Source organism: Catalinimonas alkaloidigena (genome assembly GCF_029504655.1).
In the GTDB taxonomy this organism is placed as follows: Bacteria; Bacteroidota; Bacteroidia; order Cytophagales; family Cyclobacteriaceae; genus Catalinimonas; species Catalinimonas alkaloidigena.
Genome location: NZ_JAQFIL010000001.1, coordinates 2,614,370 through 2,639,122, shown reverse-complemented (window position 1 = coordinate 2,639,122; position 24,753 = coordinate 2,614,370). Strand labels below are relative to the sequence as shown.

The 24,753-nt window shown below is 43.2% G+C and carries 17 protein-coding genes; all 17 read right to left on the bottom strand.

Going from position 1 to position 24,753, the window contains the following annotated elements; translation table 11 throughout:
* Positions 1 to 7: 7 nt before the first annotated feature.
* Positions 8 to 1,855: a RagB/SusD family nutrient uptake outer membrane protein gene (locus OKW21_RS10800; RefSeq protein WP_277479424.1), complete on the bottom strand. Its 1,848-nt coding sequence runs from the start codon at positions 1,853 to 1,855 to the stop codon at positions 8 to 10.
* A 10-nt stretch (positions 1,856 to 1,865) separates the two neighbouring features.
* Entirely contained in the window at positions 1,866 to 5,000 is a 3,135-nt protein-coding gene (locus OKW21_RS10795) for a SusC/RagA family TonB-linked outer membrane protein (RefSeq protein WP_277479423.1), read from the bottom strand.
* Positions 5,001 to 5,368: 368 nt separating this feature from the next.
* Positions 5,369 to 6,688: an enolase C-terminal domain-like protein gene (locus OKW21_RS10790; protein WP_277479422.1), complete on the bottom strand. Its 1,320-nt coding sequence runs from the start codon at positions 6,686 to 6,688 to the stop codon at positions 5,369 to 5,371.
* A gap of 75 nt (positions 6,689 to 6,763) precedes the next feature.
* On the bottom strand, positions 6,764 to 7,063 hold the full coding sequence (locus OKW21_RS10785; protein WP_277487670.1) for an amidohydrolase family protein: 300 nt from the start codon (positions 7,061 to 7,063) through the stop codon (positions 6,764 to 6,766).
* Between the two features lie 7 nt (positions 7,064 to 7,070).
* Complete coding sequence (locus tag OKW21_RS10780; RefSeq protein ID WP_277479421.1) at positions 7,071 to 7,691, bottom strand: amidohydrolase family protein; 621 nt, start codon at positions 7,689 to 7,691, stop codon at positions 7,071 to 7,073.
* Between the two features lie 12 nt (positions 7,692 to 7,703).
* Positions 7,704 to 8,135, bottom strand: a complete 432-nt coding sequence (locus tag OKW21_RS10775; RefSeq protein WP_277479420.1) for a nuclear transport factor 2 family protein — start codon at positions 8,133 to 8,135, stop codon at positions 7,704 to 7,706.
* Positions 8,136 to 8,322: 187 nt separating this feature from the next.
* A complete protein-coding gene (locus OKW21_RS10770) occupies positions 8,323 to 9,450 on the bottom strand; it encodes a mannonate dehydratase (RefSeq protein WP_277479419.1) in 1,128 nt (375 codons plus the stop codon).
* A gap of 17 nt (positions 9,451 to 9,467) precedes the next feature.
* On the bottom strand, positions 9,468 to 10,346 hold the full coding sequence (locus tag OKW21_RS10765) for a 2-hydroxy-3-oxopropionate reductase (RefSeq protein WP_277479418.1): 879 nt from the start codon (positions 10,344 to 10,346) through the stop codon (positions 9,468 to 9,470).
* Between the two features lie 58 nt (positions 10,347 to 10,404).
* Complete coding sequence (locus tag OKW21_RS10760; protein WP_277479417.1) at positions 10,405 to 11,838, bottom strand: GntP family permease; 1,434 nt, start codon at positions 11,836 to 11,838, stop codon at positions 10,405 to 10,407.
* Positions 11,839 to 11,896: 58 nt separating this feature from the next.
* Positions 11,897 to 12,670 carry an HpcH/HpaI aldolase family protein gene (locus OKW21_RS10755; protein ID WP_277479416.1) on the bottom strand — a complete coding sequence of 258 codons (774 nt, stop codon included), beginning with the start codon at positions 12,668 to 12,670 and terminating at the stop codon, positions 11,897 to 11,899.
* A 99-nt stretch (positions 12,671 to 12,769) separates the two neighbouring features.
* Complete coding sequence (locus OKW21_RS10750) at positions 12,770 to 14,299, bottom strand: SusD/RagB family nutrient-binding outer membrane lipoprotein (protein WP_277479415.1); 1,530 nt, start codon at positions 14,297 to 14,299, stop codon at positions 12,770 to 12,772.
* 42 nt (positions 14,300 to 14,341) lie between these two features.
* Entirely contained in the window at positions 14,342 to 17,890 is a 3,549-nt protein-coding gene (locus OKW21_RS10745) for a SusC/RagA family TonB-linked outer membrane protein (protein ID WP_277479414.1), read from the bottom strand.
* A gap of 76 nt (positions 17,891 to 17,966) precedes the next feature.
* Entirely contained in the window at positions 17,967 to 19,013 is a 1,047-nt protein-coding gene (locus tag OKW21_RS10740; RefSeq protein ID WP_277479413.1) for a FecR family protein, read from the bottom strand.
* Between the two features lie 124 nt (positions 19,014 to 19,137).
* On the bottom strand, positions 19,138 to 19,800 hold the full coding sequence (locus OKW21_RS10735) for an RNA polymerase sigma factor (RefSeq protein WP_277479412.1): 663 nt from the start codon (positions 19,798 to 19,800) through the stop codon (positions 19,138 to 19,140).
* Between the two features lie 168 nt (positions 19,801 to 19,968).
* Positions 19,969 to 21,627, bottom strand: coding sequence for a sulfatase family protein (locus OKW21_RS10730; protein ID WP_277479411.1), 1,659 nt, complete (start codon positions 21,625 to 21,627; stop codon positions 19,969 to 19,971).
* 92 nt (positions 21,628 to 21,719) lie between these two features.
* The gene (locus OKW21_RS10725; protein WP_277479410.1) at positions 21,720 to 23,186 is read right to left on the bottom strand and encodes a sulfatase family protein; all 1,467 of its coding nucleotides are present in this window, start codon (positions 23,184 to 23,186) and stop codon (positions 21,720 to 21,722) included.
* A gap of 72 nt (positions 23,187 to 23,258) precedes the next feature.
* Complete coding sequence (locus OKW21_RS10720; RefSeq protein ID WP_277479409.1) at positions 23,259 to 24,752, bottom strand: RagB/SusD family nutrient uptake outer membrane protein; 1,494 nt, start codon at positions 24,750 to 24,752, stop codon at positions 23,259 to 23,261.
* Position 24,753 lies beyond the last annotated feature (1 nt).

Here is a 24,753-nt window from a genome sequence, read left to right as displayed (position 1 = left end):
AGAAATATTAATTGCTACTGTAACCAGGATTTTGAGTAATATTATTATTACTTCTTTGAACTTCTTCCCTAGGTATAGGGAGTAAGTAGTAATAATCACCGGGCCAGGGTGCCCTGGGATCAGCTGCCGTTATATCACCATAGGTATAATTGAGCGTTCCTAACAGATCTCCTTCTTCTGCGCCTGTCCAATCCATGGTAACACTTGTAAGTCCACGAATAGGATTAAGGTCAACTTTTCCAGGCGCTGCTTTCCATCTCATGAGGTCAAAAAAGCGAGAGTCTTCCAGATGAAGTTCTACTGCACGTTCATTTCTGTATTCGCGTAGCAATTCATCGCCTGTACTTGTTATATCTGGCATATTGACGGATGCTCTTCTTCTTACTTTATTAATATACTCACGTGCAAGATCTTCATTTCCTAAGGCGATTTGAATTTCAGCATAATTCAAATAAAACTCCGCCAATCGCATAAAAACAACCATCTGATTGTAATCAAAGTCAAAACTTGCTCTGGGGCCTGAAAAATCCAGTAACTTTCTGAAAGTATAACCAGTTTGTACCCTCCAATGAAAAGGAGTCAATCCTTTAACCCAGTACGTTTTTGAGTCTCTTCCAAAATCAAAAAGCTCTTGTCCATTCAAAGGATCAACCTTATTAGGGTTTTGATAGGGTGGAAGATTGTCCGGGTTTGGATTTGCGTCTTCCCAGTATTCATAAAGTCGTTCGGTACTTTTGGACCCATCAATGATATTAAAAGGACCTGCTCCGGGATATACGATATAACTATAATACCTGGGGTCTCGGTTTACATTTGGATATTGTGGATCAAAGCCGGATGCTGTGTTTACAGTTATACCATCTTCAAGGAAAGGATATTCTCCATTAGTCATTTGAAACATATTCACAAAAGTTTGGGTTGGATTAACCCTTTGGCGAGCATCAAACCCACTTGGCCAATAATCATAGTTGTATCCCCAGTCGGGTATTCTTGTTTCAGAAGTAAATGATCTGGCAAGAATAGTTTCATCTTCTTTGATAGGTTGCAAAAACAAATCTTCATGTGTTGGGTGCAGTGAAAATCCAGCATCAATTACCGCTTTAGTGGCAGTTTCAGCAGCCTGCCATTTTGAGGGGTCATTTGAAGGATTGTTAAGCGGGCTTGCCATATACAGAAGCATTCTTGCTTTTAGCGCCATGGCAGCTTCTTTGCTGATTTTTCCTGGAACAGCCGAAATTCCATCAAGGAAGCCGATTGCCTTATCACATTCTTCAATCACAAACTGGGCTACTTCATCGTAGGTATTTCTAGTTTCATCAAAAGATTCATCATTTAGATTGTAACTTTTTGTAATGATAGGTACACCTCCAAAATGACGGGAAAGGTCAAAATACATCCAGGCTCTTAAAAAGTGCACCTCTCCTTTCATAGGATCAAGATCAGCTTCCTTGATCTCAGAGTCTTCAATCATTTCAAAAAAAGTATTAGCCCTACTGATAAAATCATATTGGTAATTCCACACATCAGTTAAATCTGCGATATTATCAGGAGTTATATTTCCCGCTAGATATTCCCTGATCCCACTAAGTTTATCATGAGTTTCTTGTGCTACGGCAATGTCTGTTAGTCCGATATATGTCCCAGTGCCAGGGTTCCAGTGAGGCCGCATTCCATTGTATATATTGTAAACATAATTTTGTAAGAAAACGGGGTCATTAAAGACATTATTTTCAGAAATCGCATTCAATGGCTCTTTATTCAGGAGGTCATCATTACATGAATTACTAATAAACCCTACGACTAAGAGTATAAAAGTTATGCCGGTTATTCTTTTACTTAATTCTATATTTTTCATCTTTTTCTGTTTAGAAAGTAAGATTAAGCCCAAAACCTAAGGTCCTCATATTTGGATATTGGGCTCCTTTTCCACTGTTAGTAAATTCAGGATCTCCTGATCCAAATTTTTCTAAATTATTATAAACCATAAAAAGGTTTTGACTTGTAAAATATACTCTCAAGCCTGTGAGTTTAAGACTGGATAGTAAATAGTCAGGAAGAGTATATCCTAATTCTAAAGTTCTTAATCGCACCCAGAACACATCATGGTACCAAAAATCACTGTCTTCAGATGCTATACCTGTTGGGCGAATTCTAGGGAGAGCAGCATTTATATTACCCAATGAATAGCTATTATTAGCTACATAGACAAGCCCATTTCCGCCCGCGCTGGTATTGAAACCATTGTCCAATCTCCATTCTGCTCCTTCCTGCCCCTGAAATAATATGCTCAGGTCAAAGCCCTTATAATCAGCACCTAGGTTTAATCCAAATTGTATATTTGGAAAGACATTGCTGTCAAACCTGTACCTATCATTACCATCTATGACTCCATCATCATTTAAGTCAGCAAATATCAGCTCTCCGAGACCAGCATTATTGTAGTTCACATTGTTGTCAAGGTCATCCTGCGTTCTGTATATGCCTATAGCTTTATAAACAAGCGTAGACCCAAAAGGCATACCTTCTAGTTTCTGATATGGCTCAGCCTGAGGCACTTCATCAAAATAGATAATTGTATTTTTGTTATATGACACATTTCCTTGCGCCCTAAAAGTAAAATCTTCAAAATTTTGCCTAAAAGCAGCCTGAAATTCAATCCCTTTATTTTCCATCTCACCAATATTTTCATCGGGAAGAATCAGCCCCGTATAAGCAGGAATGGAGGCTTGCCTTTGCCCCAGAATATTCGTTGTTCTGATTTTAAAGACATCTACCTCAAAGTTTAATCTACCCTCTAAGAATCCGAGTTCCAGACCTATGTCGGTATTTTCAGAAACCTCCCAGGTAATGTTAGGATTAGGGGTGGTTGTAGCTGCAATACCTCGAGCATCAACTCCATCTATAACAGTACCATCGCTGTAAGAATAGATACCGATGTATTGAAACGGATCAACTCTATCGTTGCCTGTCTGTCCCCATGAGGCTCTGAGTTTTAGATTACTAAACAAGTCTGGCATAAATTCCTCTTCCGAAACCACCCATCCTGCAGACACGCCGGGAAAAAATCCCCATCTCGTTTCTTCAGGAAAAATAGGAGAACCGTCGTAGCGAAAATTAAACCCGAAAAGATATTTGTAATTAAAGTCGTAGGTAACACGACCAAAGAAATTCTGTCTGGAAGATTCGCTGGCTCCTCCGTCATTATTCCAGTTACTACGGTTAGTACTACCCGCAAAAAGTTGATCTATCTGAGGTGAGTCAAACCCAAGGCGTTCTGTCCAAAAGTAATTGTCACTATATTCCATCTGCTCATAGGCGATGAAGGTACTTAGATTATGTTTTTCATTGATAGTCGTATTGTAATTAAGCTTTGTATTTAAGGTGATTCTTTGACTTTGATAGAAGTCTTCTCTTAGGCCTATGTCTTCTACAGTCCTGGAGTCTTTTCTTATGATTTCCCCTTCAGTATTTTTCTCATAATAATCCCAAATGTAATTGAAAGATTTATCGTAGTTTACCACTTTTACAAGCGAGGCAAATCCATCTAGGAACAAACCATCAATAAAGGGGATGTCATAGTTGTATCTGAAAGTACCATTGATAACATTGGCAGTGTACTTCCGGTATCCGGGACTATGTACCCTGGCCGCAGGATTAAGGTGTGACCAACCTTCAGAAGGATAACGCGTATCCCCATCTATAAAAGCTTCCCTAAGCGGACTGGTCTGTACAGCAAAGTGTAAATCTCCTCCAGGAGACGTTTGAGGAGTCTGTGTATATTTTTGTCTAAGTGACAAGTCCAGCCCCACGTTTAAGTTGTCCGCAACAGAAAGGTCCAGATTACTTCTTACGTTATACTGCCTAAGTTTGGTTTTGTCATCCCCTATAAGAATACCCCCCTGAAAGGCCGTTCCCACCGATGTAAAATACTTTATTTTATCGGTTCCTCCCCGCATGGTTAAAGAATGCCTGCCTTGTGGAACAGGTGCATCTATCAAAGCATCCCACCAATCTTCAGACCGTAGTGTTCCGTTTCTATAACTTTCTATCAATTCATCAGGAAAGTCCGGATCAGTACCATCTAGCGCTCGGCTACTGTTTAAGACCCCCATATACTCTAATGCATCAGCAGTATTTACCTTTGAGGTCGGGGACTGATAAGCCTGTGAACCTGTATAAGAGAAGGTTGGCTTACCGACTTTACCTCTTTTAGTAGTCACAAGAATAACTCCTCCTGCTGACTGAGCTCCATAAATGGCGGCTGATGCATCTTTCAAAACGGAAATAGACTCAATATCATTAGGATCTAATCTATTTAGTCCATCAGGGTCTGCATTGGCTACTCCATCAATTACGATCAATGCAGAATTATCACGGTAGGTGTTAAAACCTCTGACCAGAATTTGTGCATCATCAAAGCCAGGTACAGAACTCCTTTGGTTCACATAAAGTCCAGCCATTCTGCCTGCCAGTGAGTTTGACAAAGATACGGCTGGGGACTTTTTTATCTCTTCTCCTGTAGTTTGAACAACCGCATTTGTTACTTCAGATTTTTTTTGTGTGCCATACCCTACTACAACTATCTCTTCCAGTTGTTTTGAATCTAATTCCAATTGTACATCCAGGGTAAGCGAAGAACCTATTGCGACTTCCTTTTTTGAATATCCAACAAAAGTAAAAATAAGTATGCTGTTCTCATTAGTCACGCTTAACGTATAATCTCCTTCAATATCTGTGATGGTACCCTTGGTAGTTCCTTTTTCAAGGACGCTCACTCCAGGAAGTGGGTGACCGTTTTCGTCAGTCACTTTTCCACTTATACTTATCTCCAAGGGAATTACATTTTCAGGTATTTTGGGTGAGGTAGATCTGATTAACTCTGATTCATTGAAATGCAGATTTTTTGCAATGGTCATGCTAGAGAATACAGATAGAAGGACAAACCCCACCAGTACAAGCCTGGACAAAAAGTCCAGACGATAGTGTAAGGATGATTTCATAGCTTAGGTTGTGTTAGTTTTATGTAAAAGCACTTGCTTTCACTCATTTACTTATTTAAAAAGTATAAAATTTAGCAGAATTACAACTGTATCAGCATATCCTTTAATTTTATATTGCTGAAAAAGCCCTTAGTAATGCATGAATCTACAAAGTCCAGTTAAACATGTTTACTGAATTCAATGCATAGGTCAAACAATGCATTTTTTTATTATTTGCCGGGCTCTGTCCACCTTTAAGAGGATATTAATGTAATTACTACATATTCAATACAGTTTTCTGCCAGACATCACTTCTTCTCTCCAAATCATTCAGTTCACTTACTTTTTGCTACCTCTGGATAAATACGCTATCCATTCCATAAAATTTCTTACCATCGTACCGCTTTGAACTCCCAGCCGGGCACTACTTTTTGCATTTCTAGCTGATCATCCCTTTTGGTAAGCCCACAGTCCAGAAAGTTCTGATGCAGCTTTGCCAAGGCTTCTTTATCCAGTGTCACTCCCAGTCCCGGCTCATTGGGCACCTGAATCGCTCCCTCCTCAAACTTAAACCTTCCTCCAACGATCACTTCGTCCGACTGCCAGGGATAATGTGTGTCCAGCGGATAGGGAGGTTTAGGCAAGGCTGCTCCCAGATGTACCATTGCCGCCAGAGAAATTCCTAAATGACTGTTGGAATGCATGGACAAATCCCTGCCAAAAGTTTCACAGATTTTTGCCAGCTCCATGCTTGCCCTTAAGCCACCCCAGAAATGATGGTCACTCAGGATAATATCCTCAGCACCAAGGGCTATACTGGAAGGAATGTCATCAAAGGAAGTAGTACACATATTGGTGGCCAGCGGTGTCTTCAACACTTTTCTCACTTTTGCCATATTTTCCTGACCTCTCACCGGATCTTCCAGATATTCCAGTATGCCTTCCATTTTCCGGCCGTACACTATACCGGTTTCCAGTTTCCAGATGGCATTGGGATCAAAACGCAAGGGCACCTCCGGACCGAATGTGTCTCTAAGCGCAAACATGGCATCCACTTCCTGCTGAGGTTCAAAAGCGCCTCCTTTTAACTTGATAGACTGAAAACCAAACGCTTTGCACATGGCTTGAGCCTGAGCCACTATACCTGCCGGATCAATGGCAGCTTCCTGCCTTGCTGCTGCCCAGCCGCTAGCAGAAGGGTCTTTACCGAATTCCAGCTTTCCCCCTGCCCCTTCGTATTTGTAGAAAAGATAAGCGGCAAAAGGAACCTTATCCCTCATTTTACCTCCCAGCAGATCCACCACAGGTCTCCCTGTCACCTTACCCATGATATCCAGACAGGCGACTTCCATAGCACTAAAAATGTGCACCAGTTTTCTCTGATCCCAGGGCGCATCGCCTCTTAATTTGGCGGATTCTTTTCCAAAATGGTTTTCCAGCACCCGCTTGATCGTATTGAGTTGAAAAGGATCTTTTCCGATGACCAGGTTTTTGGCCTCTTCCAGATCGGCGTTGATGCTGATATTACCAGGAATCTCACTGATGCCCGAGATGTTGTCATCGGTAATCAGTTCTACGATGGTACGCAGGGCATAAGGTGCATGTAAGCCGGCAGCATTGAGTAAGGGAGGGTCTACTACCGCAATAGGAGTGATATTGATTTCTTTAATTTTAGGTCCTTTTTTGTCTGAATATTTTCCGCTGGTCATGAATACAGGTATATAGGTTATGTGACATTCAAATTAAGTTTTTCTAATACAAAATGCTTTTTGCCGAAGCTTTTATTACCAGTTGAGCAGTTTACTCAGATTCTCTCCTTTCACTTTAGCGATTTCAGCATTGCTGTAGCCTTGCATATGTGCATCAACAATCCGCGGTGTCCCACTGCCCCACACCATTCTATCCGGACCAAACTCTTTGATGACACGGGAGGTAAATGGGATGGCGCTTTCATACAGTGGTGCATCTTCTGCAAAATGATTGAGGCCCGATAGTTTCATATAGACTTCAGGAAAGCTGGCCAGCTCCAATACATCAGCAAATTCTACCCCCGTACCCATGTCTGGCTCTGCAAGATGGTCTATGAGTACTTTACTGCCCGGGAAAGCTTTTATCGCATCGCCTGCCTGCCTCGCATAATTTGGCCCTAATATGCAGCTCTATGATGAGCCCTAAATCAACTGCCTGTTTCCAGAGTGCCCGAACCCCTGAATCGGCAAAGCTGTCCAGGTAGTTTTCTTTTCCTCTGTGGGCATGAAAGCGGGTAGAAATGATATGTGGTTCCAGCTTCACCAGTGCCGCAAGTTTTTGCGGGGCATCGGGATCTTTGGGGTAAAAAAGACTTGTCCCCCTCAGCCGGTCGGGTTCACGTTTGAGGCAGTCAAGCATTAATGAATGATCATCGCCATAGGGCTCAGGATGTACGATGACCGCTTTATCAATACCTTCTTCATCCAATCTGCTCATATAGGCTGCCAGTGGATCTTCAGGCTGCTGCGATACATCCGGCTGGTAGGTGGCTTTGGGATGAAATGGATACCTCTTAAGGTCAGGGCTAAAGATATGGGCGTTCCACTCAATTACTTCTTCCTTCTTTTTCATATGATGATTCAATAAGCTGTGGGGCTCTCCTGCGGTCAGCTTTTGGTCTGAGGCCAAAGCTCCCAGGGCAGCGGTAGACATTACTTTTACGAAACCTCTTCTTTTTAACATGACTTAGGTCTATCAACTCATTTTATAAGATTGCCAGCTCACCATTTTCCAGTGCCCTTTTTGCTTGATGTACACATTGGTATAACGGAGCCTGGTTTGTCTGGGGCTTCCATCCGGATTCTTCTGGTGGAAAACACATAACCCATTGATGATCGCGGTCTTGTCATAAATCCTGACTTTACTTTCTTCCAGCTTAATGTCGTCATAAGCTGTTTTCCCCGCCTTGATGGCATTGATAAAAGAAGCTTTGCTATCTATGTTGCCATTGGAATGGATGTACACCAGTTGGTCATCCATTAAATTTTCCAGCAGATCAAAATCCTCGTTGATCATCGCCTGAAAGCGCCTTTTCTCAATATCCAGTACTTCATCCTCAGCAGTATTTTGGACAAAAGCCAGGTTCAGTGGAAGTACGAACAGAAAAACATAAAATATTTTGTTCATTTCATTATTAATTTCTGAGTGTTTCCTGCACATTGATGCAGTTGACACTGAGGTGGGTATAAATTAGTTGATGTCATTTACTTTACTACGGTATATTTCCGGTTTGTGCGGGGCACTCCGTGCCGCCGCGGCTGCGGTCTCCACCAACCGGGGCATACACGCCCTGGGCTTACCATAGTATAATCTTTTACTCAATGCCTTCGGCAGCGATGGCCTGGATGAGTGCTTTATTATAGCCAAAAGCAAAAGCATGTCCCTGAAGTCCGCTGGCAGGATCTTCATGCTGAGGAATGTGATCTGGCATGAGCATACCGTCATAGCCTACATCTCTCAAAGCTCTTACCACCTGTACAAAGTCCATATCTCCATTATCAGGATAGACCTCCTGGAAGTTATTCCAGCCGCCTTTGATGTTACGCAGGTGGATATTGAAAATCTGCTTACGCTCACCAACCCATTTGATGATCGGTATTATTTCCGTTTTGGGATCTCTGAGCCCCTCAGCGGTTGAACCCAGACAAAGGTTAAAACCATGGGATGGACTGTCATAGAGCTGAGCAAAACGTTTGATACCGGCAAATACATCTGGGCTATTCCAGCGGGTAACACCACGATAAGCCACTGGTGCGGGAGGGTCAGCGATATGATTTCCTAATTTTACATTATACTCCTCAGCCACAGGAAGCACTCTGTCCAGGAAGTAGGTGATTCTTTCATAAATCTCATCAATATCAGCTCCACCACCCGTGATGGATTCTTTATCCAAGCCTTGCTTTACCGCTTCCTCATAATTCCAGGTACTGTAAGAGGCATTGCCCCGGCTGGGGTCCACAGTTCTGCCAGTACGTAGTATTGGGAGTATGATGGTGTTGTAAAGCAGCAAACGAACTCCTGTCTTGCCGGCAACTTCTATCATCTGCTGTATCATTTCTATTTCACGATCACGCTCAGGACTTTTGCCCAACATAATATTAGGCGTACTTATCCTGTCAATACCCGCCGATGACAAAGGCAGGTGATAGGCTTCAAGGGTGATGCCATACTTTTCGCAGGCTTCTTTTTTGGCCAGTGAATCTTCCAGGTCCCAGCCTACTCCCGCTATCTCTTTGGGGGAGCCCCCGTCAATATGAAAAACACCATGACGGGCAAGAAATTCCAGGTTTTCTTTGGTCGTGCCTCCATGCTGACACCCCACTTTCATCAATACTTCTTTTGTGGATTGGGCAGATGCTTTGGCTTTATTTTGCCCGGCGCTTAAGCCCAAAGCTCCTACCGAGCCAGCGGCTGTGACTTTAACAAAATTTCTACGTTTCATGATATTAGCCCTTTAGGTTATTTTGAGTGAATTGACAATTCTTCCATAAACTGTGCGATAGCACTATGATCCAGTTCTCCATTTCCTTGTGCCAGTATCGCATCCATATGGGCAGCCACCTGGGCAGAACCATAAAGGGGAACGGAGAACTCCTTACCTGCCTGCAAGGCAATGTTCATATCTTTGCGATGTAGTTTGATTTTAAAACCAGGCTTAAAGTTCTGATCAATGATTCTTTGTCCATGCAAATCCAGAATGCGGCTTTGGGCAAAACCGCCCAGCAATGCCTCTCTCATCTTCACGAGATCCACGCCGGCTTTTTTGGCCAGGGTAAAAGCTTCCGCTACCGCTTGTATGGTCATGCCTACGATGATCTGGTTGCAGGCTTTGGTAGTTTGTCCTGCTCCCGTCTCTCCAATGCGGACTACATTTTTACCCATAATTTCAAAGAGCGGTTTTGCCCTTTGAAACGCCTGCTCATTTCCACCCACCATAAAAGATACAGTACCCGACTCAGCACCTACCTGTCCCCCTGAAACAGGAGCATCCAGGGCTTCTACCCCTTTATCCTGCATCAGAGCATAGATTTCCTTTGCTGTAGAAGGCGCGATGGTAGACATATCTATAAAAAGTGAGCCTTTTCTGATGCCTTCCCCAACACCCTGCGCTCCGGATACCACTTCTTTCACTTCGGCTGAATCCGGAAGCATGGTGATGATTACGTCATTTTCCTGAGCCAGTTCTTTGGCTGAAGCATAGGTTTTGGCTCCAGCTTCAGTTAATGTATCGGCAGCACCGCTTTGTTTTAGTACTGATAAAGAGTAGCCTGCTTTCACCAGGTTGAGTGCCATTGGCTTACCCATGATGCCAAGTCCAATAAATCCGATTTTTTCCATAATCAATTATTTATTTGTCTGTCAATGTATAGTAGTTGCTTATTTGCTCTGTTTTAAATCATATCAGTGGAAATATTTTGGCGGCAAGAAGAATGACGATGAGTCCGCTGATACCCATGATGGTAAGTAATGGTGAAAAGGTTTTCAGCGCTTCTTTCTCGGTGAGATTGCTCATTTTGCATACAATCCAGAAGCCACTGTCATTCATCCAGGGAATCAGTTTAGAACCACAGGCGATCGCTAGCCCAATGTAGAGTTGATGATACTCCAGGTTACCTGAAATCGCCATGCCTGACAATATGCCGGATGCCGTAATCATGGCTACCGTAGCAGAGCCCTGCGCTGTCCTGACTACCGCAGTGATAATAAATGCAAGAGGTATCAAAGCCATTTGAAAATCCTGGGTCAGGATGCCTATCCGTTCGCTGATACCTGTTTGTTGCAACATACCCCCGAAAGCCCCCCCGGCTGCAGTTATCAGTATGATGATACCACCACTCATCAAAGCAGCCTGTACAGATGCGAGTAATGCTTTTTTGTCCCCTTTATTTTTCAAAGCAAGCATAATCAGCGCTGACAATGCTCCGGCAACCAGGGCGATATTTTTCTCTCCCAAAAAATCCACAATGGTAATCAATATTCCCGGAGAGCTATCCGTCTGAACATTTGCGAATGTGTTTAGCGCAGCTTTGGCACTGATAAATACCAACGGTATCAAAATAGGAAGGGTAGCCAGCCAAATGGGCGGCAGACTCTGACTTTTTCCGCTTGATAATGCTTTTATTTTTTCCAGCGGAGCTTCTATGGAGTCTCTTAGTGGAACCGGCCATTTTCTGTTGGCCCATGCGGCGAATATATAGCCCACAATAATAGTAACAATCCCAACCAGGATACCTCCAATCATCATCATTCCAATGGGAATTTGCATCTCACTGACCAGGAACAATGGTCCAGGTGTAGGCGGTACCAGGGAATTCGCCATAGCCGCACCCGCAGTGACACAGAGCACCAAAAGCAGATAATTTTTGCCGATGCGGATCGCCATCGCTTTCGCCAACGGAATCATCAGATAAAAAACGGTATCAAAGAAGACAGGAATCCCTATAAAAAAGCTGCTCCCCAAAAATGTAAGTGGCGCTTTAGTTATGCCGGTAACTTTCAAAGTAGAACGAACAATGCGTTCGGCACCGCCACTTTCCAGCATACATTTCCCGATGATAGAAGCCATAGCGATGAGGATGCCAATTTTCTCGCAGGTAGATCCAAACTGCATGGCAATCCGTTCTCCCACCGCCTTGTCAGCCAGTGCCTGTGCTGCTGCGGCTGTCCCCCCTCTGCTCAATACATACTGTTCTATCGCAGTTGTAGGCGTCACCATCGCTACAACAAAGGCGCCTAAAAGTAAGGCCAGAAAAGGATGTAAACGCAACCCGATAATACCTCCTACAACAATCAGTATTCCAATCAAAAGAATAAATAAGGGGTCAGTCATGAAAAGATAAAGTGTTTAGGAGTTGGAGTTTTGATTTCGGGAATGCTAAGTTTATCCTTCATTTTTCACCCTTTCTCATTGATTTGAGTTTTTCAGCCATAGTTCGGGCACCGTTGGCGACAAAAGTAGCGTCAGCGCCACAGGCGATCATTCTGATGCCCATTTCATGATAAGTAGCATAATCATCAGGATTGAACAGGAGAATCCCAGTTGCCTTTTTTGCCTTTTGAGCAGCATTCACGATGGCTTTCAGTGCGTCTTTGAATGTAGGGTGATCTAACTGTCCAAATATCCCCAAAGCCATGGAAAGGTCAGCCGGACCGATGAAGAGTACATCTAAGCCAGCAAGGGCTGCGATTGCATCCAGATGATTCAGGGCTTCCAGGGTTTCTATCTGCAGTACGCCTAAAATATTGTCTTTCGCACCACTACGGTAAGCATCAAAATCTTTCCCGAAATTGGTTGCCCTAACCATCTTGGCTACACCACGGCTTCCTTCCGGAGGATACTGCATTGCGCTCAATGCCTGTTTTGCTTCCTCCACATTGTTGATTCTTGGACACATCACGCCTTCGGCGCCCATATCCAGTACCCGATGGAAGCGTTGCCGCTCATAACTTTCTACCCTGATCAGGGGAGCGGCAGGCGTATGCTCCAGGGCTTGCAGCTGATGCAATACATCCTTCTCGCTTCCCGCCCCATGTTCCAGATCAATCAGTACCCAGTCAAAGCCGGAAAGCCCGACGATCTCAGCCGTAACCGAACTTCCAAGATTGAGCCAGCAGCCATTCAGGGTTTCTCCCTGCTTCAGTCGTTGCTTTAAGTTTTTCATTTACAAAGTTTTGTTCTGTTTTATCAGTAAAAAAGCAGGAAGGCAGAAGTCCGGAGAAAGCTTACAGCTCCGGTCTTCGGACTCCCGACCCTGCATTCTCTACTCTACATCCCACCACACTCTGGTATCCAGAATATCGGGGCCTTGCCGGCTCGTAGCTTCATCTACATGTGCTTTGTTGACTGTCAGCTCAGAATCCGGATAAGTCAGGCGACGAATAAACTCTTCTGTTTTCAGGTCACTGCCAGGATAAGGATTTGGACTGACCACCGGATAACCACTCCTGCGGAAATTCGCCCAGGTTTCGGGTCCTATCAAAAAGGATGAAACCCAGTACTGCGTATTGATCTGTTCTAACTCACTCCCACTCTGTAAAGGATGCGCCTGAATATAGGCATCAATATCAGCCTGGGCGATTTCAGTATCTCCCGGCCAGCTGGCAAGCTGCTCCATATGGGCACGAATGCCTTCTTCAAATAATGCTGCCGCATCTCCTGCTGCCCATCCTCTGACAACGGCTTCAGCATGAAGTAATAAGGTTTGAGAATAGGTCACCAAATAACTGGGGGCTTCAGGATGTCCCAGCCTGGTTCTGTCAAGCTGACTGTAGCTATACAAACTGGCCAGACCCGCGGCTTCCGCTACCGGAATAATAGTAGTATTGTCATAGCCCTGAGGCATTCCAATTTGAGCATCGGCTGTACGGTCAGCGATCTCTTCCGTCTGTTCCCCACCACTTAAGGCTCCTATATATCTTACCCCAATGGAGGCGAGCCTGGGGTCATCATTATCCTGCATAAAGTTTACGAAATCTTCGTCCAGATAATAGAAAGGTGCCTGCCCACCATTTAAGTTAGTGCCTACGTTATTTCTGAAGTTAGCATCATGACGAACAACTGCATTATCATCATTAGACTGCATTAAGCCTCCGGAAATCGCGATACCAGCATATTGCTCAGCCATAGCAGGGTCTACCTTTGTAAGGCGCATGGCAGCTCTCAGGAGAAGTGAATTACCCAGCCTTTTCCATTGCTCAATGTTTCCACTGTAAAGGACTTCCTGGGGTACTGCATCTTTAGCTTCATCCAGGCCCTGGGTGGCTGTTTCCAGTTCATTGAGCAAGTCCGTATAAATGAATTCCTGATCATCATATTTCGGAAGGATAATCCCTTCCAGATAACCACGCCCCGCTTCAGTATAGGGTATATCTCCGTAGGTATCGGTCAGAGTTAAAAAGGCATGAGCCCTCCAGATTCTTAATATGTTATTCAAATTTGATTTTTCAGGATCTCCTTCGGTATTTGCAATTCCGTCAATAATATTTTTGAGAATATTTCGATAGCCATCCTGCCAGTTGCCCTGTGTAGCCGAACGGTTGTCCTGATTAAGATTTCCACCCGTGCCTACCCCCTGAAAAGGAGTAATCATTTGTTTTACGATTGTAGTCTCGTAGGTAAGGTTATTATATACTGGTGCACTGTTGATAATCGCATTGTTAAGCTGAAATGTCGGGTCTAGAGAAGTCAATCTTACAGGATTGGTATTCATCTCATCAAAGCCGTCATCGCATGCACTGAAGGTGAGAAAAACCATCAGGGTACTGAAGAAGTATAGGTTAAATTTATTCATTGCGTATTGATTTAAAGATGACATCATCAGTTCGTTTTTTTCTTAGAATTTTACATTTAGGTTAAATCCTATGCTTCGCGTGACCGGCAATCCGGTTGCTTCCAGACCTGCCTGATTATCAGAGATGATACCGTTTTGATCAGGGTGTATGTGAGGCACCCATTGTTTGATCACCGCTACATTATTAGCTACCAGGCTGAGTTGTAATCCTTCAATGTATTTGTTGGCAGGCAGGATGGGTGTAAAATCATAGCCCAGGGTCATCTGACGTAATTGCCATGAGCCGGCGTCAAATACAGACTGTTCAGACATTCTACCACCTCTTATGGTTTCATAAAAGGTTTGTACTGGGGCCTGTGCGGTATTAATTTCTCCATTTTCATTGACACCTACACCTACAACATAGCCCTGTTCTCTCCCCACCAGTGTAGCTTTGTCCAGACCATGACGATAAGCATTGGTATGCGTACCTGAGATCATCTTGTGCCCAAGTTTGAAATCAATCAGGAAAGAAAAATTGACATTTTTGTAGCTGAACATATTGGTAAACCCACCTACCCATCTCGGAATGGCGCTACCAAAGTTTAACTGTTCATTAGAACGCAGGGGACGTCCATTGCTGGAGTCAAAGACCTGCCGGCCCTGCTCATCCCTCAGGTAGCCCCAACCATACAATTGCGCCATAGGTTTTCCTACCACCTGCCTTAGTTCTCCATGAAACTCTGCATTGCCAACGGTGATAAAAGTCCCTTCTACATCATCACCCAAGCTCAGCACTTTAGAGGTATTGTATGATGCATTGGCACTTACAGTCCAGTTGAACGCATTCATTCTAACTGGCGTGAAAGCGGCAAACATCTCTACCCCTTTGTTCTCACTTTCGCCTACATTGATCAGCTGATTGATATAAGAAGAACCGTCAGACACCTGTGCCTGCAGGATTTGGTCAGATGATAATTTATCATAGTATGAAATTTCAAACCTGATATGATCAAATAATGTCATTTCCAAGCCAATCTCTTTCTCAGTTACCCGCATCGGCTTAAGGTCCGCATTGGGTACAACCGAATTGCTGATACCACCAACGGGCTGCGCGATACCTAGAGAATTTGGAAACTGCTGAGCATTGATATCATAGAACAGATTATTAGAATAGGGTTGTACATCCGTATCGCTGCCCACTTCAGCATAAGCTAGCCTAATCTTACCAAATGAAAACCAATTGGGTAAATTGGCAAATGCCTGGGAGAAAACGAAGCTACCAGTGATAGACGGATAAAGAATGCTTCTGTTTTCCGGGGATAAGGTTGAAAACCAATCATTTCTGACGGTGGCATTCAGATATACAAACTCCCTGAAAGAGATTTCTGAACTGGCGTAGAGAGAGTTTACCTGACGTTCAGAGATCGCGTAATTGGGTGTCACCTTGCTGGCATTTCTTATGGTATATAAGCCTCTGGTGAAGAAGTTCTCACCCAGAATCGTATTAACATCAGAGCGACGATACATCTGGTTTCCTCCGGCGTTTATTAAAATGCCAATGTCTCCAAATGTTTTGTTGGCGCCAATCAAAAAGTCGGCATTAATTTCTCTTACCCGACGTATGTCCTGCACATACTGACCGTTGACAAATCCGGGTGGAGGTGATGACTGTCTCTGTGAACCGGTAGGTAAATTATAATCCTGATCACGAGAGTAATAATCCTGTCCGACACGGCCTTGCAGATACAACCAGTCGGTGAAGTCATATCGCGCTGTCAGGTTACCGTAAATACGGTCTCTAACGTTGTTCTCAAATCTGGAAAGAGCAAAATAAGGGTTGGTACGGTTAGTAAACCTGGAATAGGGGAATTCATCTCCATTCTCATCAAATGCGTATCTTTCCAGCAGATCTAAAGGCATGGAAGACGCCAGCGTATAAATGACCACCGGACTATAATCCTGCTCTGCTATATTGGGTGGGTTCTTTCTTTCTTCATGCGAATAATTGACATTACCGGATACACTGAGCTTTTTGATGTTCTGGGTAAAGCCTAAGTTTACTGTTTTACGGTTATATTTAGAGCCAGGTAGAATCGCTTTGCTATCCATATTTGAAGCTGAAAGGCTGAAACCACCGTTTTCACTACCGGATGAAATTGTAATCGTATTTGAGAAGGTAGATCCATCACGATAATAATCTCTTACTTTATTGCGCTGGGGAACATAGGGCACCTCAATTCCGTCAAACAATATCTGCGTCATGCCCGGCTCAAATTTTTCACCAAAGCTCCACACCCCTGACACCGGACGCGGTGCATTGGGACGAATTCCTCCTTCTCCCTGGCCATATTCGTATTGATAATCGGTAAAATCTAATGGCGTATCAATGGTGTAATTGGTATTATATTCCAATTGAATACCTGAACCTTTGGCCCTATTTCTGGTGGTGATCATGATCACTCCATCTTTAGCACGTGCACCATACAATGCGGAGGCAGCCGCTCCTTTCAGGACAGTCATAGAGGTAATGTCATCGGGATTGATACTACTTAGGCCATCACCACTATCTGACCGCCGGTTACTACCCACTTCAGACACATCACCATTTACCCCATAGTTGGTATTATCGATAGGAACACCATTTACCACAATGAGAGGAGAGTTATTGCCTCCAAATGAGGATACCCCTCTGATTCGTATCTTGCTGCTTCCCTGAGGGCCTGAGCTCAGTGAAGTAATATTCAAGCCTGCTACTTTTCCTTGCAGGGAATTAACAAAATTGGGGGTGCGATTTACGTTAAATTCCTTAGGTTCTACTTTGGCTGTTGCATAACCCAGGGTTTTGCTTTCTTTCGTGATACCCAGCGCGGTTACCACAACTTCATCCAATGCCTGAATATTTGGCGACAGTGAGACATTGACAGTACTCTGGTTGTTTATCGCTACTTCTGTGGTTTGAAAACCAATGGAAGAGAATACCAATGTAGTAATACTATCGGCAACTGTAATTTGATAATTGCCACTTATATCTGTTACTGTGCCCGTTAGCGTACCTTTTGCCAGTACATTGACACCTGGTAAGGGCTGATTACCTTCAGCATCCGTTACTTTTCCTGTGATAGTTTTTTGTAATAAAGCCGAAGTATGATCTGCTATAAAGCTTTGCAGAGATGCCATCGCATGTATGGGCTGATTATCTTCTTTATACTGGCTTTGTGATGCAGGTTTTTTATTTACCTTTTCCGGCAAATCTATTTCAACTTTCTTAAATACATAGTAATAGTCCTTTTGTACTTCTTTAAAATCCAAAGCATAGTCCTGAAGTAAATTTTTTAACGTTTTTTCCAGGTCATCTTCAAGTACCAAATGATTGTCTTTTTCTACAAACTTATTTTCTACATCCCCAACCTGATAGTAGAAACTGACATGATAGTTCTTTTCTAATTCCTTAAGCACTGAAGCCAGGCTTTTTACACCCTGATGATCATTGTTACCAATTTTGATTCCGGTCGTGGTAAGGGCGAGATTCTGAGCAGCCAAATTGTAGCAAAACAATGGACTGAGCATGATCACCAAGGCCCAAATGATTAGGTTAGTGTATTTTTTCATAGCGTTGTAATTAGTAGTATAAATTCGTTTGTTGTTTGCCAGCGATCTTCAGGGCCCTTGAAGAGTGGCACATTGCTTACTGATAGACAATAGTTTTTCCTTTTTTCTTCATAGTAGTATGGGTAACATTAGCAATAGCTTCCAGAAGTATATCTATGTTGCTGCTTGGGAAAGATCCTCTCAACTTAATTTCGTCTGCGACATTTTCATTTACAAAGAGAATTTCCAAGCCATAATTGTCTTTTAATACACTGCTTATTTCTTCAAAAGTGGCAGCATCCAAATTGATCACACCTTCTTTCCAGGCAGTATAAGCAAGTGCTTCAACAAACTGCTGATTAATTTGTCTCTCTCCACTTTTCACTTCTACCAATTCATCGGGCTGCATCAAGAGTGGGTCTCCCTGCTCGCCAATATCCAATTGTATGCTTCCTTTTTCCAGAACAACCTGGGTTTTTTCATGCCGTGATTTTACGTTGAAGCGCGTTCCCAGCACTTTTATCGACAGATTGTCGGTATGAACAGTAAATTTTACCGCCCCCTGGTTTTTGTCTTCTCCGTCTGCGTTCATATGACTTACATCAAAAAAACCTTCACCCGCCAACCATACTTCTCTCCCTTTTTCTGCTGATGCACTGAAACGATAAGTTAGTTGAGAATTTCCATTAAGCGTAACCTGAGTACAGTCAGGAAGCACAAAAGAACTTATCTCGCCAAAAGTAGTTTTATAGTGTATCGATTGTGATTGCCCTCCCCGATATTGAAAATAAGCCCATGAGATCATGATTAAAAAGGCTATTGAGGCCGCAATGCCCAGTTTAAAACGCTTATGACTTCCTGTACTTTCAAACGCAGGAATATTTTCATCTTTTCGCAGGTCAGCATGCTGCGTAATCCGGATCAGCTCTTGGCGCAGTATGTCTTTGCGAACTTCAGGCAATGGGTGTTTTTCTTCCCTCAATCCCTGCAATAAGACTTTAGCCTCTTCTAATACCTCCACTTTGTCAGGATGTTCACGTATCCATCTCTGCCATTTCTCATCATATTTTTTCTCTCCGGAATATACCCAAGCCTGGAAAGAATCATCCAGCATCAGATCAGCTATAGTTTCTTGTTTGTTCATTGGGCTATATGATCAGCACAATTACAAGAAGCAGCCGGAATAAAAATCTACTGCTTATGAAGGAAAAAAATTAAAAATTTTTTTTATCAACGAATACTGACTACGGCAGAAGAAGAAAAAATTGTTAAAAAATAATTGGGTTTGAATGGCTAAAAAGTAGCAATACTGAAAGAAAATACACAAAATTAGAAGCTCTCTCGTGTTTCATAGTTTCGCTCAACCTCTGAATGGCTCCATGCAAAAGGTTATATAAGCTCTGTTTTTTTATTTCCATGACCTCAGCAATCTCATCATGTGTTAAATTCTCGGTGTACTTTAGCAGGATCGCTTCTCTTTGTTTGGGACTCAAATACGAGAGTGAATTTTTAAGGTGGGCTTTTAGCGTTACAATCTGTTCTGCATCTTCTTCCGCCATTCCATTGCTTTTACTTTCGCCTGTCATAGTTTCCGGGTAGTTTTCCAGAAAGCTGATCTTTTTGTATTTAGATAACTGTCGCAGAAGTTTTTGCCTGAATGCTTTCAGAAGATAGCCTTTTGCAGAATGAGGAACACTTAACTTCTCTCTTTTCACCCAAAGCTCGGTGAGTAAATCCTGCATAGCATCTTCAATGATCTCAGACTTAGCCGTAAACTTTCTTCCGTAGCTGTATAATAAGTCTGCATAAAGGTCATAAATTTCAACCAGGGCCTTACCATTGCCCTGTTTCATTTGTAACCAAATGTCTTCATTTTCTATATGATCATGCCTGGCCTGCAAAATATTGACTTGTTTGTAGTAACAATACATCTTTTAAAGCTAATTATCAAATTTTTGCATTGAATAGCTTTTTAATTAAAAATTTTATTATGCGGATTTTTATCTTGAAAGTAAAAGCAAAAAAAACAGGTCATGGCTAACAGTTAAGTTTGTGCCATGACCTTATCTTAAGAGTTGATAATAGAAGAACTAGAACAACTAATTGTTATTTCTTTTTTCAATCACATCTAAATAAGCTTTGAGAAATTTCTGATCATTTTCATCGCTATCACCATAGTAATTACGCAGTTCATCAAATTTTTGGTGCATCATTTCCTGCACCTCAGCATATTCAGGATCATCATAAATGTTATTCATCTCATTTGGATCTTTTTCCAGGTCGTACATTTCCCACTCATCAATATCATAGTAGAAATGCATCAGTTTGTAGCGGTCAGTGGCCACGCCATGATGACGCTTTACCATATGTACCGAAGGGTATTCGTAGTAGGTGTAATACACCGCGTCTCTCCAATCCTCAGTTTCTCCACTTACCAGCCTGCGGAAGGATTCTCCCTGCATTTCTTCGGGCGCTTCCACTCCTGCATAATCTAATAGTGTGGGCGCAAAGTCAAGGTTTTGAACCAGCTTGCTGATCTTGGTGCCCGGCTCAATTTCTTTAGGGTAGCGGACTAACAAGGGCGTACGGAACGATTGCTCGTACATAAATCGCTTGTCAAACCAGCCATGCTCACCAAGATAAAAGCCCTGATCAGAAGTATATACTACAATGGTATTATCTGCCAGTCCGTTTTCTTCCAGATAATCCAATACTTCTCCAACTCCATCGTCTACTGATTTAATGGTTCTTAGATAATCTTTGATGTAACGGTTAAATTTCCATATGGCTACCTCTTTCTCCTTCTCTTTGGCCTGATCATTGGTAAAATCCAATTCACTGGTAGGAGCGAAAGCTTTTTTGAAAGCTTCATTTTTAGGCTCATAAGCCGCATTCCATTGCTGCAATTGTTCTTCGTTGAAGCGAGCCAGCTCACGGTCAAAACCTGTACTGTCACCATTAGGATCAACCACCATTTTAAAATCATGTCCCCACCTGGCATGACCGTCAATCTCCATTTCCTGCTCTTTGGCAGCGGTACCTCTACCCTCGTAATTTGTGAGGTCGTCAAAATAATTTGAGGGTGGATCAAAAGTTTTGTCGTCATAAAGTGTCAGGTATTCGGGTGCTGGTTTCCAGTTACGGTGAGGTGCCTTTTGGTGATACATCATCATAAAGGGCTTGTCCTGCTCACGCTTCTCTTTCAGCCAATCTAACGCGGCATCGGTAGTGATATCTGTAACATAACCTTCAAATCTTTGTCTTTCTCCGTTTACCAGAAAGTCAGGGTTATAGTAATGTCCCTGGCCGGGAAGAACCATAGAATAGTCAAAGCCCTGCGGTAAGCCATCCAGGTGAATTTTACCGATCAAGGCTGTCTGATAGCCATTAGACTGAAGCAGCTTGGCAAAATTAGGCTGATCCCAATTGAAAGGCTGTACATTATCTACCTTACCATTGACAAAGCTATGCTTACCGGTAAGCACCACCGCTCTGCTGGGGGCGCAGATTGAATTGGTAACCGTTGCCCGGGTAAAGAGAGCGCCTTCATTGGCAATTCTGTCTATGTTAGGAGTCTCATTGAGGTTGTGACCATACGCACTAATCGCCTGATAGGCATGATCATCACTCATGATAAAAATAATATTGGGAGGGCCCTCATTTTCTTGTGTCTGCTGGGTCTCATTGCTACAGGAAGCAGTGAATAAGCCTACAAAAAATAGAGATACCCAGAAAAGATAATCTTTGGATGATTTCATAGTTTAATAAATTGTTTATCGGTCAATTATGTATTTTCCTAATTCAATACTTTGCTGAATATTTTCAACTTTCAATAATACTTAAATTATGATTACGGACTGCTGATTCTTCCCGGTTCGCGCACGTTTTTTCCTTCTACATTTTGCAGCTTATCTCCCAGATCAGCTCTTGCTTCATCTGCGATTTGCTTCAATTCTTCTACGATTTCCGGAAAAGTGTGCTGCACATCATAACGTTCTCCGGGATCACGTCGCAGGTCGTAAAGCGCCAGCTCTGTTTTCACCTGTCGAGTATCTCCGTAAACGCCCCCCTGACCCGGCACTAAGCCTTCGTACGAACGGTGTACATGAGGAAACACCAGCTTCCAGTGGTCTCTTCTTACCGCTTCCAAAGCATTACCCTGATAGTAATAATAGAAAATATCACGAGGTTTGGCATCCTTTTCAGCCTTCATAAGCGGCAATATACTTACGCCATCAATTTTCTTATCAGGTAGGCTTACGCCTACCATATCCGCAAAAGTAGGTAGCAGGTCAATGGTCGAAGCCAGTTGATTGCAGATACTACCGCCGGGAATCTGTGCAGGCCATCTCATGATGCAGGGTACCCTCTGTCCCCCTTCAAAGCTGGTTCCTTTACCTTCTCTCAGCCCTCCGGTAGAACCGGCATGATCACCAAAGTTTAGCCATGGGCCATTGTCTGAGGTAAAGATCACAAGTGTGTTTTCAGTCAAATTATGCTGGTCAAGCGCTTTCATGATCTCCCCTACCGACCAGTCTATTTCCATGATGACATCGCCATATAAGCCCTGCTCACTTTTGCCTTTGAATTTGTCGGATACCGCCAGCGGAACGTGAGGCATGGAATGGGGTACACATAGCAAAAAAGGATTGTCTTTATTATTATTAATAAACTCAACGGCACGCTCAGTGTAAATAGTGGTTAATTCCGCCTGATCTTCCAGGTCCTCTATCGTTTTAAAGACAGTATCCCCTGCCATCAGGGGTAGCTCAGGGTAACTTGCCTTGCGGGCATGTGTTTCTTCTGTGGCAAGTTGCATATCATACGTCCACTTCCACATATCGTTTGAATAGGGCACACCTACATACTCATCAAAGCCTTGCTGTGAAGGCAGAAAAGGTTTTAAATGCCCCAGATGCCATTTGCCATACATCGCAGTGGAATAGTCACCCGCTCTCTTTACCAATTCAGCGATGGTCTCCTCTTCAGGATTCAAGCCGATTTTTGCATGAGGATTCAAAGCACCTCCTATACCTACTCTGTTGGAGTAACATCCGGTAAGGATGGCTGCTCGTGAAGCAGAACAAACGGCCTGCGCTACTTCAAAGTTAGTAAAGCGCATGCCTTCAGCAGCGAGTTTATCCAGATTGGGTGTCTGAAACTGTAGTGCCCCGTAAGTTCCCAGGTCACCGTAGCCCAAATCATCAGCATAGATTAATACTATATTCGGTAGACTGGACTTTGTATTTTGGGCGATTACAACGTTTACCACGAGTGTGCACAGCAGGAAGAATAGAATTTGTTTAAAACTAAGCATAAACTCAAATTTATATGAAAAAAGGAAAGTGTCGCTTTTCAGCACACTTTCCTTAAAGAATTCAGGGCTTTTCTAGTAACCGGGGTTTTGTTGTAAATCCCCGTTTAAGTCAACTTCCCGCTGAGGAATGGGCATGAGTATCATATAGTCTTTGATGTTTTGAGCAATCTCAACTTTGTTACTCTCCGCTACCGAGGCTTCATAGGCTGCATGTTCAATCATTCGCTCAATAAACCTATCTGTACGAACCAGGTCAAACCAGCGATGTCCTTCCATTGCCAGTTCCAGTCTGCGCTCCAGCCAGACTGCTGTCCTGAAATCATCCGCCGAAAGCCCTACATAATTGTGCTCGCTATTATTGAAAGCTCGTTCTCTCACCCGGTTCAGGTATGTAAGTGCTTTTGGCGTCTGACCAATTTCATTGAGTGCCTCAGCATACATCAATAAAGCATCTGCATAACGGATGACGTGCATATTGGCATCACTATTGGCCGGATTATTTTCTCCTTCTTCCCAGTATTTGGTGAAGATCGGAATACTGGAAGTATGTACACTTCCGTCAATCAGACTTACAAAATCAGTCGTAAAAGTGGCTGCCTTTCTCTCATCTTCATCAGAAAAGCGGTCATATAAATCGCGGGTTGGTATGTCCGCTTCATTGGAGTTGGTAAGCCCCAATACACCGAAACCACCGGGTAATGAATATTTAGGTCCCTGAAGTATCATGGCTGAATTTCCATTGCCCGGGGGATCCATAAACTCTATAGAAAATACCATCTCCATTCCATTCTCTGTAGCAGGTTCCCAATTGTCGCCAAAGTTTTCGTGCAGACCGTAGCCGTAAGTACCTTCATTTTCTACTACTTCTGCCAGCTTATCCGTAGCTTTCTGGTACTCATGCATGGTCAGGTATACTTTGCCCAGCAGGATTTTCGCTGCCCCTTTGGTTGCTCTTCCAATTTCAGAATCGCTGTATGAGATTGGCAGTACGGTTTCCGCCTCCATGAGATCCTGAATGATTTGCTCATATACCTGAGCCGCCGGGGTGCGTTCTCCCATCGCATCCTCCACCGTTTCCAGCTTAAGGATCAAAGGCACATCGCCATAGAAACGTACCAGATTGAAGTAATACAGGGCACGTAGAAACTTAGCCTCACCTACCAGTCTGGATCTTAAGTTTTCATCCATATTGATATTAGGAATGTTAATGATGGCCGTATTGGCACGTGAAATCCCCGAATAGTTCCTCTGCCACATTTCGCGGGTAAACTGATTTTCAGAAGTATAGCGCATATACTCCAGGTTCTGAAGGTATTGGTTGGGCATTCCCAATCCATTTTTCTCATCATCAGCGGGCAAAGCGTTGAGTAAAAAAATATGTCTTTCATAAATGCTGTAAAGCTGCTGGTAAACCGCTGTGACTGCAGCCTCTGCATCAGTACGGCTGCTGTAGAAGTTGTCAATTACAAAGCGGTCTTCAGGTGATTCTTTCAGGAACTCTTCATTACAGGAAACCAAAAAACCGGTTCCTATAAACATTATTAGTGATATATATATCTTTTTCATG

Excerpts from the sequence above, each read along its gene's own strand:
- OKW21_RS10800 (WP_277479424.1), bottom strand. The coding sequence starts at position 1,855 with ATGAAAAATATAGAATTAAGTAAAAGAATAACCGGCATAACTTTTATA.
- OKW21_RS10795 (WP_277479423.1), bottom strand. The coding sequence starts at position 5,000 with ATGAAATCATCCTTACACTATCGTCTGGACTTTTTGTCCAGGCTTGTA.
- OKW21_RS10790 (WP_277479422.1), bottom strand. The coding sequence starts at position 6,688 with ATGACCAGCGGAAAATATTCAGACAAAAAAGGACCTAAAATTAAAGAA.
- OKW21_RS10780 (WP_277479421.1), bottom strand. The coding sequence starts at position 7,691 with ATGTTAAAAAGAAGAGGTTTCGTAAAAGTAATGTCTACCGCTGCCCTG.
- OKW21_RS10775 (WP_277479420.1), bottom strand. The coding sequence starts at position 8,135 with ATGAACAAAATATTTTATGTTTTTCTGTTCGTACTTCCACTGAACCTG.
- OKW21_RS10770 (WP_277479419.1), bottom strand. The coding sequence starts at position 9,450 with ATGAAACGTAGAAATTTTGTTAAAGTCACAGCCGCTGGCTCGGTAGGA.
- OKW21_RS10765 (WP_277479418.1), bottom strand. The coding sequence starts at position 10,346 with ATGGAAAAAATCGGATTTATTGGACTTGGCATCATGGGTAAGCCAATG.
- OKW21_RS10760 (WP_277479417.1), bottom strand. The coding sequence starts at position 11,838 with ATGACTGACCCCTTATTTATTCTTTTGATTGGAATACTGATTGTTGTA.
- OKW21_RS10755 (WP_277479416.1), bottom strand. The coding sequence starts at position 12,670 with ATGAAAAACTTAAAGCAACGACTGAAGCAGGGAGAAACCCTGAATGGC.
- OKW21_RS10750 (WP_277479415.1), bottom strand. The coding sequence starts at position 14,299 with ATGAATAAATTTAACCTATACTTCTTCAGTACCCTGATGGTTTTTCTC.
- OKW21_RS10745 (WP_277479414.1), bottom strand. The coding sequence starts at position 17,890 with ATGAAAAAATACACTAACCTAATCATTTGGGCCTTGGTGATCATGCTC.
- OKW21_RS10740 (WP_277479413.1), bottom strand. The coding sequence starts at position 19,013 with ATGAACAAACAAGAAACTATAGCTGATCTGATGCTGGATGATTCTTTC.
- OKW21_RS10735 (WP_277479412.1), bottom strand. The coding sequence starts at position 19,800 with ATGTATTGTTACTACAAACAAGTCAATATTTTGCAGGCCAGGCATGAT.
- OKW21_RS10730 (WP_277479411.1), bottom strand. The coding sequence starts at position 21,627 with ATGAAATCATCCAAAGATTATCTTTTCTGGGTATCTCTATTTTTTGTA.
- OKW21_RS10725 (WP_277479410.1), bottom strand. The coding sequence starts at position 23,186 with ATGCTTAGTTTTAAACAAATTCTATTCTTCCTGCTGTGCACACTCGTG.
- OKW21_RS10720 (WP_277479409.1), bottom strand. The coding sequence starts at position 24,752 with ATGAAAAAGATATATATATCACTAATAATGTTTATAGGAACCGGTTTT.